The sequence below is a fragment of the Leifsonia sp. ZF2019 genome (assembly GCF_019924635.1).
In the GTDB taxonomy this organism is placed as follows: Bacteria; Actinomycetota; Actinomycetes; order Actinomycetales; family Microbacteriaceae; genus Leifsonia.
This window is the reverse complement of record NZ_CP065037.1, coordinates 1,193,421-1,210,003: the sequence shown is the minus strand read 5'-3', so window position 1 is coordinate 1,210,003 and position 16,583 is coordinate 1,193,421. Positions and strand designations below refer to the sequence as shown.

Genomic DNA, 16,583 nt, shown 5'->3' with positions numbered 1-16,583 from the left:
ATCGAAGGTCCCACCGACATGAACCACCCAGCAGCATCCGCCACAGCGATCACGGCGCCCCGGACCGCGCTCCGATTCCCGTGGCGTCTCTTCTCCGCGACATTCGTGCTCCTCTTCGGGCTGATGACCGCATGGTCGCTCGCCACCCCGCTCTACGCCGTCCCCGACGAGGCGTCGCACGCGGTGCGCGCGGCGACCGCGGTTCGCGGCGAGATCGTCGGGCAGGGCTCGACATTCCAGGCCCCGCGGTACCTCACCATCCCCGGAGCCCAGAACCCGGGCAAGGTCTCCTGCTACGCCGGCCGCTTCGATCGCACCCCCGCCTGCGCCAAGGACCCCGAGACCGGGGCGGAGCTCCAGAACACGCTCAGCAGCGCGGGCACGAACAGCCCGGTCTACTACCTCGCGGTCGGCCTCCCCTCCCTGCTCTTGGAGGGCGCGCCCGCGCTGTACGCGATGCGCATCCTCTCCGCCGCGCTCACCGCCCTGCTCTTCGCCGCGGCGGCAACGCTGCTGTGGTGCCTCCCCCGGCGTCGCTGGGCCCCGCTGCTCGGACTCGCCGTGGTGACGCCGCAGGTGCTCTTCCTGAGCGGCTCGATCAATCCGAACGGGATCGAGGTGGCGTCGTCCGGGAGCCTCCTCGTCTCCCTGCTCGTCCTGGCTCTGATCCGCCCGTCCGGGTGGCTGCTCTGGTTCTCCGGCACGACCGCCGTGGTGTCGACGCTGCTGGTCACCGGTGGCAGGAGCCTTGCCCTGCTCTGGGTCGTCCTGGCGACCGGCGCGGTGATCACCGTGATGAGCAGGCTCGATTGGCGGGCGCTCCTGCGACGCACGTCGACCTGGGTCGTCGTGGGCCTGCTGGCGATCATCTGCCTCGGACAGCTCTACTGGTTCACGCGGCCCGAGAACGCTGTGCGCCCGACCTCGACATCCGTCGCGGGCAGCCGTCTGCAGGTCGCCCAGAACATGCTCGAGGCGACCGTCGCCTACTGGCGCCAGATGGCCGGCCAGGGAGTCGTCGATTACGGGATGCAGGAGCTGGTCCCGTCGTTCTGGACCGCGATCATCTTCGCCGTCTGCCTCCTGCCCGTCGTGCTCGGCCGTGGCCGTCAGCGCTGGGTGACGCTCGGGCTCGTCATCGTGTTCATCCTCGTCCCGGTCGTCACGCAGGTGGCGCTCTGGCGGCAGGTCGGCGACGTCTGGCAGGGCCGTTACATCCTCGCCGTGCTCCTGATGCTCGCCATCACCGGCGGTCTGGCGCTCGACCGAGCCGCGCTCGGCGGCACGAGGCGCACCGTCTCGGCTCTCCGCGCCGTCCTGATCCTGCTGGCCGTCGGCCAGCTGGTGGCGTTCGCCACGGTTGTCCGCCGCTATGCCGTGGTGGACTCGTCCTGGATCGACGCGCTCTTCCGCCCGAGCTGGCTCCCTCCGGGAGGGACGATCGGGCTGATCCTCCTCATGACCGTCCTGCTCGCGCTGGGTGCGGTACTCGTCTGGCGCTCGCTCCCCGGGTGGTTCGCGGAGCAGGACGAGCCGGCCGCTCCGCCCGTCCGATAGGCCGCGGCCCGCCTGCTACACTCCGGCGACGAGGGTCCCCTCCGACGCCATCGCGTTCGCCTCGGGATCGCACAGGAACTCGTAGATCCCGTCGAGGGCGGCGTCCCAGTCGGAGTGCTGCGCGTCGATGGTCGCGAGGCCGGCGCGCTGGATGCGCTCGCGCTTCGCTGTGTCGAGCACCAGTTCGTCGAGGGCCGCCACGACCTCCTCGTACGTCATCATCGTGGTCCTGGCGTTCTCACCCGGCTCGAAGAGCCAGCGGAACCACGGCGAGTCGGGAACGACCATCCCCACCCCGCTCGCCATCAGCTCGAGCGGGAGATACGACGGGTGGCGCGAGATCTGCAGGGTGATCCCGATGTCCGTCTCGCGGTACAGCCGGCCGGTCGCGCGGAAGTCGAGCAGGCCGAGGTCGATGAAGTCGGCGCTCGGCGGCAGGTACTTCGCGCCGGCGGCGACGATCCGCACGCCGTCGCCGTGGCGCCGCTTGATCTCGCTGAGGGCCGCGAAGACCAGCTCCCAGCAGTTGCGGAAGTGATCCCGGGCGTAGGCGAAGATCGTCACAGGAGACCCCTCCGCCGGAGGAACACGGCCGTCGGGATGGAACAGCCCTCGATCGACCGCCGGCGCGAACCAGGTGCCCGTCCCGCCGTAGCCGCCCGTGTAGATCTCGTGCATGCTGCGGGTGTTGCAGATCCCGTAGAGGCCGAGCCGATACGTCTGCTCCGTCATCGCGAACATCGTGCTCGCCGGATAGAAGGACGGCTCGTAGTCCTGGATCAGGTAGAACTTGCGGGGGGTGCCCGGCGTCTTCGCGACATCGCGCGCGGTCAGCCAGAACGTCGCGATCGCCACGTCGGCCGGCGGCACGGCGGCGAGACCCTCGTCGGTGCCGTAGTAGTTACCGACCTCCGAGCCCGCGAGACCCGGGAAGGCGGCGACGATCGCCGACTCGTAGAACTCGTCCGCCGGATCACCGTTGACGAGGAAGCGGTTGCGCACACCGTGCTCGCGTGCGAGCTTGTCCGCCATCCGCAGTGTCGTGTTGACGCCGCCGAAGAACGGGGAATCGAAGCCGGGGAGCAGCCAGTTGATCGTCCGCACCTCGCGACGCCCGGTCGTGGTGCGATGGGATTCGACCACCGCGGCCACCTCCTCCGCCGTGATGGTGGCGAGCGGCAGGAGGGCCGTCGCGTCGGACGACAGGGTGGACTGCTGCTGGGCGTCCGACTTGAACGGTCGCCCGAGCCCCGCCATCGCCAGCTCGAGCGGGGTGGGATCGTCGACGGCCGCGAACCGGGGAACGGGGAGCACCCGGCAGACGTTCGGCGAGGTGTACGGGTCCCCGCCCGCGAGCCACGGCTGGTAGCGCCAGTAGCTCGCGAACGAGTCGGCCCGCGGCGCGTGCGAACCGCGCGTCAGCGATTCGAAGTGCCGGACCGCGTCGAAGGGGATGACCACGTTGCGGCGCCCGCGGATGACCTGGTCCAGACCGAGCACGACGTCGCTGCCGGTGAGCTGGAACCGCTCGTCGAAGCCGCCGACCTCGTCGAACACGGACCGGCGCACCGCGACGCAGGCCGCGGTGACGGCCAGCGCGTTGCGATACCAGCGGACGGGACCGAGCAGGCTGTCGTCGGCGGGGTCCATGCCTGCGAAGAGGTTCGCGGCGAACCCGCCGGGGCCGAGCGTGACCCCGCCGTGCTGCACGAGCCCGTCGCCGGTGCGCAGCTGGAAGCCCACGGTGCCGACCCCGTCGCGCAGGAGCAGCCCTACCATCTCGCTCAGCCAGCCTGCGTCGACGATCTCGGTGTCGTCGTTGAGGAACACGAGCACCTCGCCCGTCGACTCGCGCGCGATCACGTTGTTGACGCGCGAATAGTTGAACGGCTCCTCCGTCCACCACCGGCGGCGGAAGGCGATCCCGGGGTCGAAGCCGTCATACCAGGCCTCCGCCTCGGCGGAGGCCTCGCCGTTGTCGACGACCGTGACGTCGAACGCCGGGTAGTCGGTGGCGGCGAGGCTCGGGAGCAGGCGGTCGAGGTTGGCGCGCGAATGCCGGGTCGGGATCACGATCGAGACCGTCGGCCAGTCCTCCGGCTCGAAGCGCACCCGGACCATCCCGGAGTCGACCACTGCCGTCGCCCGCTCCCCGCGGTCGCGCAGCGCCGACTCGACCATTCCCGCGTCGTGGACGGTCGCCTCCGCGCGCGGCAGATCGGGCTCGGACAGAAGGATGCGCGGCAGCCGTCCGACCACCGCTTCGGCGAGCTCCGCGCCGAGCAGCATGCGCCAGATGCCCGTGTCGTCCAGCGCCAGCCCCGGCGACCGCAGCGCGTCGGCGAGTCGGATGGCGAACCCCCGCCCGAGGTAGTTGGCGCCGAGCATGATCTCGGGCGACCAGGCGGGGCGGAACCGGGGTCCCACCCGGTCGCCGTCGGCTGTCAGGCGATCGGTGTCGAACGCGATCACGCGGTGCACGGGATCGACGCGGTACTCCTTGGCGATCTGCTCGATGGCATGGGGATCGAGCACCGACCCGGCATGCAGGAAGAGCACAAGATCCTCGGTGGCGCCGTCGAGCACCTCACGGAGGGGGGTCCCCGACGGGGCGACCACGGTGCGCGGCTCGAACGCCACCTGAGCGTCGATGCTCGCCACGGTGGTGGCGACGGCCGGCGCGGACTCGTCGTCGACCGGTCCCGGCGTCTCCACGACGACCAGGAAGGCGGCACGTCCCGCCCCCTCGGGCAGGGGCTCGAAGGCCGGCTGCTGTGCGCGCCATTCGGCATAGTCCGTGAGCCCGGGGCCGGTCGGCTCCTCCTCGACCGGCGGGGCTGGAGGTCGCAGCTCCGCGCGGAAGGTGCGGGCCGCCTGGAGGCCGGCGTGAAGGGCCTTCCCGGGGACGGAGTCCGGCGGCGCGAGACGGGCGACCACCCGGCGCGGACCGCTCATCCATGCATTCATCCGGTCAAGTGTACCGGCGGGGCACGTGCCGGATCGGTGCATAGACTGTTCGCGGGAGGCGCCACGTGAAGCTTGCGATGACCCTGATGGTGCGCGACGAGGCCGACATCGTCGGTGCGATGATCGACCACCACCTCGAGCAGGGCGTCGACACCCTGATCGTCACCGACAACGGCTCTGTCGACGGCACGACCGAGATCCTGGAGGACTACGCGGCGCGCGGACAGCTCGTCCTCCATCACGATCCCGAGCACCGCAAGCAGCAGGCGACGACCGTGACCCGCATGGCACGGGAGGCCGCCGTCCAGCACGGTGCCGACTGGGTGCTCAACGCCGACGCGGACGAGTTCTGGCTGCCCGCGGCGGACGGCTCGACCCTGAAGGAGACCTTCGATCGCATCCCGGTCTCGATCCGCGCCTTCGACGTCCCCGTGCACGACATGATCGGTCCCGCGGCGTCCTCCGGCAGCGGTCTCCAACGGCTGCGCTACCGGGATCTGCGGAGCGTGGAGGCCCTCAACGCGGTCGGTCTCAAGGCGCACGCGACGCACGACGTCGCCCATGTGGGCGATCCGGAGGTGGAGGTCGTGCAGGGCAACCACTTCGTGTCGATCGACAGCCGCGGACCCGTTCCGGCCGGGCTCGAGATCGAGGTCCTGCACTTCCCGTGGCGCTCCTGGGAGCAGTACAGCCGCAAGGTTCGCAATGCCGGCTCCGCCTACGACGCGTCGGACCTGACCCCCAGTCCGAACCACCACGGGATGCGGGACTACCGTCGGCTGCTCGACGGCGTCCTGTATCCGCTCTATCTGTGCAGGCACCCGGACGACGCGGCGATCGAGGCAGGCCTCGCCTCGGGCGAGTACGTGCTGGACACGCGCATCGCAGATCGGATCCCCTCCCCCGTCCCCGATGTCCCCGTCGATCCGGCGAATGCGGACGAGCAGCGCGCATTCGGCCTCGCCATGGCCGATCTGGACCGCTGTCTCGCCCAGGCCGACGATCGCGCGGCCCGCGAGGCGGCGGCGCGCGGGCTCGCCGAGCAGGAGCTCGCGGCCACGCGTCACGAGATCCAGGCGCTGCACCAGCAGCTCGCCCGGATGCACTCGCGCCGCGTGGTCCGCTTGACCGACGGCGCCGCACGTCTGCTGCGCGGCCGGCGCGGCTGAGAGAGCGCGTCCACACCTCGTTCACCGGAAGCGGTGGTAGCCTGCCGAGCGGCTTTCGTGCTCAGCGCTTACCCGTACGCGGGCGAGAGCCCCGTCCAGCCAGTGCAGAACGTCCTGCACCGCCCATCCAGACAGGGGAGCCCCATGCCGTCCACCGATCGCGCGATCGACGCGCCCGACGAGCCCACCGCGCGCCGTCGCATCCTCGTGGTCACCCCGGACACGCTCGGGACGCTCATGGCCGGCCCCGCCATCCGCGCCTGGGAGATCGCGACGGCGCTCTCCCAGTTCGCCGACGTCCGGCTGATTTCCACCAACCGCGCGCAGGGTCTGACGAGCGACCGGTTCCACGTCGCCTTCGCCGACGACGTGCGGCTGCGCACCCACGTCGACTGGGCCGACGTGCTCGTCTTCCAGGGACACGTGCTCCGCAGCTTCCCCTGGATCAAGACGACCGACACGATCATCGTCGCCGACATCTACGACCCGATGCACCTCGAGCAGCTCGAGCAGGGCAAGGACCTCGAACCGGTGGACCGGATGGCCGTCTCCATCGACACCGTCGAGGTGCTCAACGACCAGCTCGAGCGCGCCGACTTCATGGTCTGCGCCTCCGACAAGCAGCGTGACTTCTGGCTCGGACAGCTCGCGGGACTCGCCAGGATCAACCCGGCCACCTACGATGCGGACCCGAGTCTGCGGTCCCTGCTCGACGTGGCGCCGTTCGGCGTGCAGAACGAGCCGCCCGTGCAGAAGCAGCACGGGATCAAGGGCGTCGTGCCCGGCATCGGACCCGACGACAAGGTCATCATCTGGGGCGGGGGGATCTACAACTGGTTCGACCCGCTGACCCTGATCCGTGCCGTCGCCGTCGCCCGTGCGGCGCACCCCGACCTCCGCCTGTTCTTCATGGGCGCGGCGCACCCGAACCCGGACATCCCCGCGATGCGCATGGCCGTGGAGGCGCGCGCCCTCGCCGACGAGCTGGGTCTCGCAGGCGAGGCGGTCTTCTTCAACGAGTCGTGGGTCCCGTACGCCGATCGCGCCGACTTCCTGCTCGACGCCGACCTCGGTGTGAGCACACACTACGAGCACCTCGAGACGCAGTTCAGCTTCCGCACCCGGATCCTCGACTACCTGTGGGCGTCGCTCCCGATCATCAGCACGGACGGCGACACATTCGCCGGGATCATCCGCGAGAACGACCTCGGCCGGGTCGTCCCCCCGGAGGATGTCGACGCGCTCGCCGCCGCGATCGAGGAACTCCTCTACGACGCCGAGGCCCGCTCGCGCATCTCGGCCAACGTGGCCGCTTTCGCGCGCAGCCACACCTGGGAGCACTCGCTGCGCGCACTCGTCGCGTTCTGCAAGAACCCCTCCCGCGCACCCGACCTGGTCGCCGGTGTCGAGTCGGAGCGCACCCGCATCACCAACGACCTGCGCCGGCGGGTGTCCGGGCTCGAGGCCAGTTCGTCGTGGCGCCTCACGAAGCCCTTGCGCACGGCCTCCCACTGGCTGGCGCAGCGAGCCCGCAAGCTATAATCCATCGAGTCCCCGACAAGATTGACGACTGAATGACTGCACAAGATCGATACCGTGCGCTGTCCGCGGAACGCATGGTGACGGTCGGCGGCGACGAACGATCGAACGGCTCCTGGGCCTCCATCCGGGACATCTTCCGGCATCGCGAGCTGCTCTCCCTCCTGGTCCGCCGCGACCTCAAGTCCCGCTACAAGGACAGCGTTCTCGGCTTCGTCTGGACCCTCGTCCGTCCGCTCACGCAGCTGCTCATCTACGCGATCGTGATCGGCAAGGTGCTGGGCGCCGAGAAGGGCATCCCGGACTTCGCGATCTACGTGTTCACCGGCCTGACGGCCTACGGGCTCTTCAGCGAGATCATCAGCGGCACCACCGCGTCCATCGTCGGCAACGCCGGGCTGATCAAGAAGGTCTACCTGCCGCGGGAGATCTTCCCCCTGGCGAGCGTCGGCTCCGCGGGCTTCAACTTCCTGATCCAGTTCGGCATCCTGCTCGTGGCGACGATCGTCATCGGCAAGGCGCCGCTCCACGCCGAGACGTGGTACGTGATCCCGGCCGTGCTTCTGCTCCTCGTCTACGGGACGGCTTTCGGACTCCTGCTGTCGGCGGTGAACGTCTACCTGCGCGACGTGCAGTACCTGGTGGAGGTCGTCCTCCTCCTGCTCCTCTGGGCCTCCCCGATCGTCTACTCGTGGAAGATGGTGCGCGACGCGCTCGGCCACGGCATCTGGCTCGACATCTATACGGACAACCCGGTCACCCTCTCCGTCCTCGGCTTCCAGAAGGCGATGTGGGTCGCCGGGCAGGAGACGGCCGTGTATCCGGATCAGCTGCTGCTGCGCATGGGCATCGCGTTCGTGGTGGGGATCGTCTTGCTCCTCGGCTTCCAGCGGGTGTTCGCACGCCTGCAGGGCAACTTCGCACAGGTGGTGTGACATGACGACGACCCCTTCCCCCGCCGGCACGATCCCGGAGGACGAGACCCCCGACATCGTCCGGGTCACCGACGTCTCGAAGCGCTTCGTGATCCGCAAAGACAACTCCCTCAAGGAGCGGCTCGTCGCGTTCGGCCGCGGTCGCCAGCACCGCGAGGAGTTCTGGGCGCTGCGCGACGTCAGCATCAACATCCGCGCCGGCCACACGGTGGCGCTCATCGGCCACAACGGCTCCGGCAAGAGCACGCTCCTGAAGGTCATCGGCGGCATCATCGATCCGACGAGCGGCAGCGTCGCGCGCCGCGGGCGGATCGCCGCCCTCCTCGAGCTCGGCGCGGGTTTCCACCCCGATCTCACCGGTCGCGAGAACGTGTACTTGAACGCGTCGATCCTGGGCCTCAGCCGCGAGGACACCGAGGAGCGTTTCGACGAGATCCTCAGCTTCTCGGGCATCGGCGACTTCATCGACACCCAGGTCAAGTTCTACTCGTCCGGCATGTACGTGCGCCTGGCCTTCGCCGTCGCCGTGCACACCGACCCCGACCTGCTCCTCGTCGACGAGGTCCTCGCGGTCGGAGACGAGGCGTTCCAGCGCAAGTGCCTCGACAAGATCCGGTCGTTCCAGGAAGAGGGCCGGACCATCATCCTGGTGACGCACAACCTCAGCCAGGTGACCGAGCTCGCCGACCGGACGATCCTGCTCAACCGTGGAGAGGTCGTCTACGACGGCGAGCCCGGCGAGGCCGTGACCGAGTTCCGCAACATCCTCGAGGGCCGCCGCGTCGTCGAGGCCGAGGCGGAGGCCGCGGTGCAGTCCGCCAAGCAGGGCGAGGCCGTCGTCGTCGAACACGGTCGCGTCATCGGAGCACGGGCCTGGGCAGAGGGGCGCGATCCCGCCGACCCCGTCCAGCCGGGCGACGATCTGCGCATCGAAGTCACCTTGGAGCACGATGAGGGGATCGACGACTGGATGTGCGCCATCCAGATCGACAACACCCTCGGGCAGCCCGTCTACGGCACGACCACCGCGCGCATCGGGGCGAACCTCGGCCGCCTGCACGGCAGCAGGACGGTGGGTTTCATCCTGCGCGACGCCCGATTCGGGGCGGGCAAGTACTTCATCAACGCTTCGCTGATGGACCGCGCAGGACGGCATCTCTCCGATCGGCCTCAGGCGACCTCGTTCGACGTGCCGTACTACCCGCTCGCCGTCGGAACGGTCCACGCCGTCCCCGAGGTCGTCGAGACCGCCGTCTGATCGCGGGAGCCGCCGGAATCCGTATGACACCCTCCGTCCTCGTCGTCACCGTGACGTACAACTCGGCCGACACGATCGCCCCCTTCCTCGACTCTCTGGCGGGCGCCGGCCGGGTCGATGAGGTGGTCGTCGTCGACAACGCCTCCGCGGAGGCCGCCGAGGTGGGCGCTGCGGTCTCTGCGGCCGGCCACCGCTTCGTGGAGCTCGACCGCAATGCGGGATACGGCGGCGGCGTGCGCGCCGGAGTCGAGGCGGCGACCTCCGACCCGGACTACATCCTGGTGGCGAACCCCGACGTCGTGTTCGCGCCGGGAGCCGTGGATGCGCTGGTCGAGGCCGGCGAGCAGGAGCCGGGCGCCGGCTCCCTCGGCCCGAAGATCCTCGAGGCGGACGGCTCGATCTACCCGTCGGCGCGGCGCCTCCCGTCGCTGCGCACCGGTGTCGCCCACGCGCTGTTCGGTCGCATCTGGCCTGCCAACCCCTGGACGGTGCGATACCGAGCGGAGCGCGAGACCGAGACACGACGCGACGCCGGCTGGCTCTCGGGCGCCTGCGTGCTCGTCCGGAGCACGGCCTACCGCGAGCTGGACGGATTCGATCCCGGCTACTTCATGTACTTCGAGGACGTCGACCTCGGAGCTCGGCTCGGCCAGGCCGGGTGGCGGAACGTCTACGTGCCGGAGGCCATCGTCACCCACACGGGAGCCCACTCGACCTCCGGGGTACGACGCAGCATGGAGAAGGCGCACCACGACAGCGCCTACCGCTACCTCTCCCGTCGATACAGCGCCTGGTACTTCGCGCCGCTGCGGCTCGCCATACGCCTCGGCTTGTGGGGCCGCCTCTGGTGGGTCTCGCGGTGAGCGGGCCGATCGCCTTCGCGCGGCGCGCCCTCTCCGCGGTCCGGTGGCGGACCGCGATGCGCCGCTATCGCGCCGGCCGCTTCCGCGCGGAGACCGTCCTGCGCCACGGCGACGCGCCCGAGGTCGCCGTCGTCATGTGTCTCTGGAACCGCCGCGAGCGCATCGACGCGGTGCTCACGCAGCTCGACGCCCAACGTGGCCCCCGCCTCTCGCTCGTGCTGTGGAACAACCGGCCGTCCGACGACGCGTATTACCTCGAGCGGATCCGTGCCTACGCGCCGCACGGCGCCCTCGCGAAGGTCGTCTTCGTCCGCAGCCGGGTCAACGTGGGCGGACTGGGACGCTTCTTCGTCGCACGCCGGCTCTGGGTCGAGGGATACCGCGGGACGTTCCTGATGCTCGACGACGACCAGGATGTGAGCGAGAACCTGGTGGTCGATCTGCTCGCCGCCTCCGGCCCGCACATCATTGCCGGATACTGGGCGTGGACGATGCAGGGCGACTATTGGGCGCGCACGCCCGCCGAGCCGGGCGATCGGGTCAGCTACGTCGGAACGGGCGGTAGCGCCTGCGACATCGACATCGTCTCCGACCCCGCGTTCTTCACCGAGCTCCCGCGATACTTCGCCTTCCTCGAAGACATCTGGATGTGCGGGTACGCCCGGCGCCGCGGCTGGGTGCTCCGCAAGGTCGACACTCCGATCGAGTTCGTGCTCGACGAGACGAACCAGCACCACACGCTCGCAGAGCGCAAGGCGGAGTTCTACCGCTACCTGCGCCTCGACGACGGCGTCTGAGGGGCCGCGCTCACCGCCCGCTCAACAGGGGCGGAGCGCGGCGACATCCGCGCTGAGCGAGGCGGGTCCGCCGATCAGGTAGACGCGTGTCGTCTTCAGCTTCACCATGGCGTTCCCGATGACGCGCGGCAGGCAGCGCGTCTGCGACACGAACAACGGGGCGCCGCTCGCCGCGGCCAGGACCGACCCGCTCAAGGCGTCCGGGAAGTCGATCCCCGACGCGATGAACACCGTCGATGCCGACGAGAACTGGCTGGCACTCAGCAGCTGGCTGGTCTCGAAGCGATCCGATCCGCCGATCCTCGTCATGGCGACGCCGGGCAGCGAACCGTCGAACGCCGCCGACACGGCCGCACTCCCGCCGACGACGGTTGCGGAGGTCAGCCGGGCCTTGGCGGCGAATGCCCGCGTCGACGCATCGGCGGCACCGAACCCGCTCACCAGGATGATCGGCCGGCGCGAGGCGCTTGCGGTGGACGACGCGGAAAGGGCGTCCGGGAAGGTCATGCCGGAGGCGAAGTAGGCGCTGGTCGCCGTGGGGAACGCGTACGAGGCGATCGCCTGCGACGTCTCGAACCGGTCGGACCCGGCGAGCCGCACGACATCCGGCTGGACGGCGGCGAGTGCGGCCTGCACGGATCCGGAGATCGCGTTGGGACCGCCGACGATGACGATCCGTTTGGGTGCGAGTCGTTTCACCTCGGCGAGGACCGTCGCCGGGACGGCATCGGGAGTCGTCAGGAGAAGCGGACCTCCCTGCACCGATGCCGCGGGACCGGCGGTGATGGCATCGGCGAACGCCACCCCCGATGCGATGTAGACGACGGGGACTCTGCCGTTCGGGTACGCCGACTTCGACGCGGCGACCGACGTCTCGAATCGGTCGGTGCCCTGAACGCGGAACATGGCGGGGCCGTTCGTCGCGGCAGCCGAGTAGAACACCGTGCGGCACCCGAGATCACCGTTGCCGCCCGGATTGCCCGCCGTCGCGATCGGGGTCACGCACGCCGAATACTGGCCTTCGCCGGCGCGCGGCACGCTGGCGCTGAAACCGTGCAGCGCCCCGGCCCCGGGATAGGCGTTGGCCACATCCGGTCTGCTCGCGTTCGCAGCGACGGTGGTCGTCGAGACGCCGGCCGGCGTGTTCCACGTGATCTGGACGTTCAGCGACGTCATCCGCTGCGACTGGTCGAACGTCCAGCCCGAGACCGTGAAGGCGCTTGCCGTCAGGGCGGCGGACTCGAAGTTGCCGATGGGGGCGACACCGCCGGTCGCCGAGCCGAACCAGTCGGTGAACAGCCGCCAGAAGTTGCGGTTGCCGTAGGCCGAGCATCCGTCGCCCGTCCCGTACAGGTTGGCGAGGGCGGCCGCGTTCGGCTGATAGGGCGTGTAGTAGTAGAGCGCCGCGGTCGCCGCGTTGCGCACGAGGACGTTGCTCGAGCCGCAGGACGCGGTCGGGCTGTAGCGGATGGCGCTGACCTGGCCCACCGGGATCCAGGTGAAGTAGTTCGAGGTGCCGGGCGGGTTGCCGTAACGCTTGTACTGCCAGGCGGCCTTGTAGACCTGGTTGTAGAAACCCAGCGTCGATGGGTCGCACGCCGAGGTGTCGGGGCAGGCGAAGCCGGTCGCCTTCTGGTACTGGCTCGTCGTCGGCCACGTGTCGGTGACCAGGCTCTGCTCCTTCTGGAGCAGCACGAGGAGGACCTTCTGCGAGATGCCGCATGCAGCGCCCACCTTCGCGATGATGGTCGCGGCCGTCTCGTTCGCGGCGCCGGTGTACGCTGCGCACATCGGGTCGGCGGCGCGGGATCCCGTCGTCTCCCGGTAGTCCTTCAGACAGGTGTAGCCGGCACGGCACGTGGGGACCTGCGCGTTCAGGAACGCCTGGATGCTTCCGACGTCGAGCGCCTGCCCGTTGTAGAAGTTGTAGTCGCTGATGATGTAGCCGGGCTGGAAGTCGGAGGCGACCGCGGCCTTCACCTGCCCGCTCGCGCTCACGCCGGAGCGCGCCGCCGCCGACGGCGCGGCCTGAGCAGGAGTGGTCACAGCCGCGACCGCGAGGAGCGACGCCACGATCGCGAGCGCCAGGGCGCCGAGGTAGGCACGTCTCCGCGAGTTCAACACACGCCCTAGAGTACGGGGGCCTCGCGCATCCAGGCGCCAAGCGCGCACGCTTTCTTCGAATATGCGAAGAAACCCGGCGAGCGATCGGGACGGCGTGGCCGAATGCTCAGCCGCACGGGGTGAAGGCGGCGACGGCAGGGGCGACGACCGCCGGGCCGCCGACGATCGTCATGGTCGAGACGCCGTAGCGGGAGAGCTCGCTCGTCACGCCGACCGGGAGGCAGGACGGCGGGACGACGTAGAGCGGCGCGCCGCGCAGACCCGCCAGTGCGCTGCCCGAGAGCGCGTCCGGGAACGCCAGCCCGGACGCGACGAACGCCGCTCGGGCCGAGGCGAAGCCTGCCGCGTTCACCGCGATCGCCGTCTCGAAGCGGTCGGAACCCCCCTCCCGCGTCACGGGGGCCACCGTGGTCAGGGAGTCCGCGTAGGCCTGGGTGATGCTCGCCGGACCGCCCACGACGTCGAGCGCGCCGACGCCCAGCGTCCGCAGGAAGGCCACGGTCGCCTGGTCGGCGGCGCTGTCCGAGCCCCGCACGAGCACGACGGGTGCGTGGTTGGCCCCGGCCGCCGCGCCCGCCGACAGGGCGTCGGCGAACGCCACCCCTGTCGCGAGGAACGCTCTGCTCGCCCCGCCGCCGAACGCGTATCCGGCGACCGCCCGCGAGGTCTCGAACCTGTCCGACCCGGAGATGCGCCGCACGGGGGCGACGGTCGCGAGCTGCGCTTCTGCGTCGGCCGACACCGCAGCGGTCCCGCCGACGAGGACGATCCGCGTCGGGGAGAGCCGCTTCAGCTCGGTCAGGACGACCGCGGGGACCGCGCCCGGCGTGGTCAGGAGCAGCGGCGCATCCGCCTCCACCGCGGCGGGCCCGGCGCTGAGCGCGTCCGCGAAGCCGACGCCGGAGGCGACGAAGACGGTGCCTGCGGTGCCGGGGAAGCCCGCCTGCGAGACCTTCACCGCGGTCTCGAAACGGTCGGAGCCGGAGATCCGGTCGACCGCGGGGTTCGCTGTGACCACCACGGTCCCCGTCGCCTCTGCGGAGCTCTGGGAGCCCCAGCGCGCGACGATCCGGTAGGAGTGCGTCCCCGTCGCGCTCGGCAGGGCGACGCTCCAGCGACCGGACGACGAGAGGGTGGCGCTCGCGCTCGCTCCCTGCGCATCGGTCCTGCCGTCGAAGTAGACGTCCACCCGCGTCTCCCCGTTCGCGCCCGCGACCGTTCCGGTGAACGGGGCCGCCGCGAAGGTCGAGCCCCCGCTCGCGAGGTCGGGGACCGGGGTCGCGAGGCCGACCTGCAGCTGCCAGCCGCTCTGCGCGGTCGCGACGCTCGGCGCCCCGGAGGATGAACGCAGCGGGAAGAACGCCGAGATCGGATCGGACCCACAGGCGGTGGTGTACGAGCTCGCCGAGGTGACGCCGAGGGCGTAGGAGCCCACGACCGCCGCTCCTCCACTGTCCCCCTCCAGCACGCAGGCGTCGGTCAGGATCGCGTTGACCTCCTGATCGTCGACGTCTACGAGCTGGTCGACGGCGAGGATGTGCCCGCAAGTCCAACCGGTGGTCGACCCGGACTTGCAGACCGCCGCGCCGACGACGCCGGTCGTGTCGCCGCGGACGGTCAGCGGTGCCGCGGACGGGGACCCTGTTCCTCCCGCCCAGGTCGACACGCCGGGCACCGGTGCGACTCCGGAGCCCGTCACGGCGATGCGGCCGGAGTCGACTCCCCCGCCGTACTGGAAGCTTCCCTCGACCATGCTGCCGATCGTGGCTCCGAACGGGCCGCTCTGCCCCGGAGCCGTCTGGACGATCTGGTTGATCGCCGACTGCGGCGTCCCGATCTTGCAGTGGCCCGCCGTGACGTACTGTGCCGCGCCCCCTGGGCCGTTGCCGTTGAACCCGACCGAGCAGCGCACACCCGCACCGGTCGTCGCGTTCGTCAGGTACCCCCAGGCCGTCCCGCCGAGCAGGTCCGCGGCGGGATGGAGTCTCGGCACGTCGACCGGCGCGGTGACGTCGCCCACGACGGCGGTGGCGCCGGTCGCCTGCACCGCGGCCAGATCGGCCGCGGAGGAGACGCCGATGGTCACCCGGGACCCGTCGACGCGCGAACCGGTGACGTCGACGCCGCGGCGTTCGAGGTGGGAGACCACCTCCGCGGCGTCGTCAGCCGTCGCCGCGTCGGCGAGGTACTGCTCGGCCGACTGGCCCAGATCCGTGCGAACGGCCTCCACGAGCGCCGGAGGGAGCTGGCCGGCTGCCGCTGCGAACTGCGCGGGTGTGTGCTCGCCGATGGTCGGGGCGTCGTCGGACACCCGCGCGCTTGCGGAACCCGGCACCGGCGCGGAAGAGGGCGTCGCCGACGCGGGCACCGGGAGGAGCATCGCTCCCAGGAGGCCACCGATCGCCACGGCCAGCGCTGCCGCGCGCGCGGCCTGTCGTCTCTCGTCCCGGTTCACCGTGCCAGCGTAGCCGTCGGCTTCCCCCGGCGGGTCAGGCGCGCTGGCGCTTCGCCTCCAGCAGCCCGAGCAGGTAGGAGCCGTAGCCGCTCTTCACGAGCGGACGCGCGAGCGCCTCGAGCGCGGCGTCGTCGATCCAGCCTGCACGCCAGGCGATCTCCTCGATGCAGCCGATCTTGAAGCCCTGACGGTCTTCGATCACGCGCACGTACTCCGACGCCTGCATCATCGACTCGAACGTCCCGGTGTCGAGCCACGCGGTGCCGCGGTCCAGCACCTGCACCTGCAGCGTCCCCGCCTCCAGGTAGCGCTCGTTGACCGTCGAGATCTCGAGCTCGCCCCGCGCGCTCGGCTCGATCGTCTTGGCGATCTCGACCACGCGGTTGTCGTAGAAGTAGAGCCCGGGGACGGCGTAGTTGCTCTTCGGCGTCTCGGGCTTCTCCTCGATGGAGAGCGCCTTGAAGTCGTCGTCGAACTCGACGACGCCGTAGGCTCGCGGGTTGCTCACGTGGTACGCGAAGATCAGCGCGCCGTCGAGCGTGTTGTGGTTGCGCAGATTAGAGCCGAGGCCGGCGCCGTGGAAGATGTTGTCGCCGAGCACCAGTGCGACGGACTCGTCTCCGATGAACTCCTCGCCGATGATGAACGCCTGCGCGAGGCCGTCCGGTGAGGGCTGCACCGCGTACTCGAGGCGGATGCCGAGCTGCGACCCGTCGCCGAGGAGCGCCTTGAACTGCTCGTTGTACTCCGGCGTCGTGATGACGAGGATCTCGTTGATCCCCGCCATCATCAGGGTCGACAGCGGGTAGTAGATCATCGGCTTGTCATAGATCGGCATCAGCTGCTTCGAGATGCCCTTGGTGATCGGCCACAGCCGGGTGCCGGAGCCGCCGGCGAGGATGATTCCGCGCATGGTGGT

Annotated in this window: 11 protein-coding genes; 7 read left to right on the top strand and 4 right to left on the bottom strand. The window is 70.3% G+C overall.

Annotated features, from left to right (window positions below; all coding sequences use genetic code 11):
* The first annotated feature begins 18 nt into the window (after window positions 1–18).
* Entirely contained in the window at window positions 19–1,557 is a 1,539-nt protein-coding gene (locus IT072_RS05945; RefSeq protein ID WP_223360034.1) for a DUF2142 domain-containing protein, read from the top strand.
* 15 nt (window positions 1,558–1,572) lie between these two features.
* On the opposite strand, the gene IT072_RS05940 is transcribed toward IT072_RS05945, so the two are convergent.
* Entirely contained in the window at window positions 1,573–4,512 is a 2,940-nt protein-coding gene (locus IT072_RS05940) for a rhamnosyltransferase WsaF family glycosyltransferase (RefSeq protein WP_223360033.1), read from the bottom strand.
* 77 nt (window positions 4,513–4,589) lie between these two features.
* Between IT072_RS05940 and IT072_RS05935 the strand changes: the two genes are divergently transcribed.
* From IT072_RS05935 to IT072_RS05910, 6 genes are all read left to right on the top strand, one after another.
* Window positions 4,590–5,693, top strand: a complete 1,104-nt coding sequence (locus IT072_RS05935; RefSeq protein ID WP_223360032.1) for a glycosyltransferase family 2 protein — start codon at window positions 4,590–4,592, stop codon at window positions 5,691–5,693.
* A gap of 144 nt (window positions 5,694–5,837) precedes the next feature.
* Window positions 5,838–7,235, top strand: coding sequence for a glycosyltransferase family 4 protein (locus IT072_RS05930; protein ID WP_223360031.1), 1,398 nt, complete (start codon window positions 5,838–5,840; stop codon window positions 7,233–7,235).
* 32 nt (window positions 7,236–7,267) lie between these two features.
* Window positions 7,268–8,167 carry an ABC transporter permease gene (locus tag IT072_RS05925; RefSeq protein WP_223360030.1) on the top strand — a complete coding sequence of 300 codons (900 nt, stop codon included), beginning with the start codon at window positions 7,268–7,270 and terminating at the stop codon, window positions 8,165–8,167.
* Window position 8,168: 1 nt separating this feature from the next.
* A complete protein-coding gene (locus IT072_RS05920) occupies window positions 8,169–9,425 on the top strand; it encodes an ABC transporter ATP-binding protein (RefSeq protein ID WP_223360029.1) in 1,257 nt (418 codons plus the stop codon).
* 23 nt (window positions 9,426–9,448) lie between these two features.
* The gene (locus tag IT072_RS05915; protein ID WP_223360028.1) at window positions 9,449–10,288 is read left to right on the top strand and encodes a glycosyltransferase family 2 protein; all 840 of its coding nucleotides are present in this window, start codon (window positions 9,449–9,451) and stop codon (window positions 10,286–10,288) included.
* Window positions 10,285–11,085, top strand: coding sequence for a glycosyltransferase family 2 protein (locus IT072_RS05910; protein WP_223360027.1), 801 nt, complete (start codon window positions 10,285–10,287; stop codon window positions 11,083–11,085). The genes IT072_RS05915 and IT072_RS05910 overlap by 4 nt, the downstream gene beginning before the upstream one ends.
* Before the next feature lie 21 nt (window positions 11,086–11,106).
* Here IT072_RS05910 and IT072_RS05905 read toward each other — a convergent pair whose 3' ends face one another.
* The 3 genes from IT072_RS05905 to rfbA form a co-directional block, all read right to left on the bottom strand.
* Entirely contained in the window at window positions 11,107–13,209 is a 2,103-nt protein-coding gene (locus IT072_RS05905; RefSeq protein ID WP_223360026.1) for a cell wall-binding repeat-containing protein, read from the bottom strand.
* A gap of 106 nt (window positions 13,210–13,315) precedes the next feature.
* Window positions 13,316–15,664, bottom strand: coding sequence for a cell wall-binding repeat-containing protein (locus tag IT072_RS05900; RefSeq protein ID WP_223360025.1), 2,349 nt, complete (start codon window positions 15,662–15,664; stop codon window positions 13,316–13,318).
* Window positions 15,665–15,698: 34 nt separating this feature from the next.
* Entirely contained in the window at window positions 15,699–16,577 is an 879-nt protein-coding gene (rfbA, locus tag IT072_RS05895; protein WP_223360024.1) for a glucose-1-phosphate thymidylyltransferase RfbA, read from the bottom strand.
* Window positions 16,578–16,583: the final 6 nt, after the last annotated feature.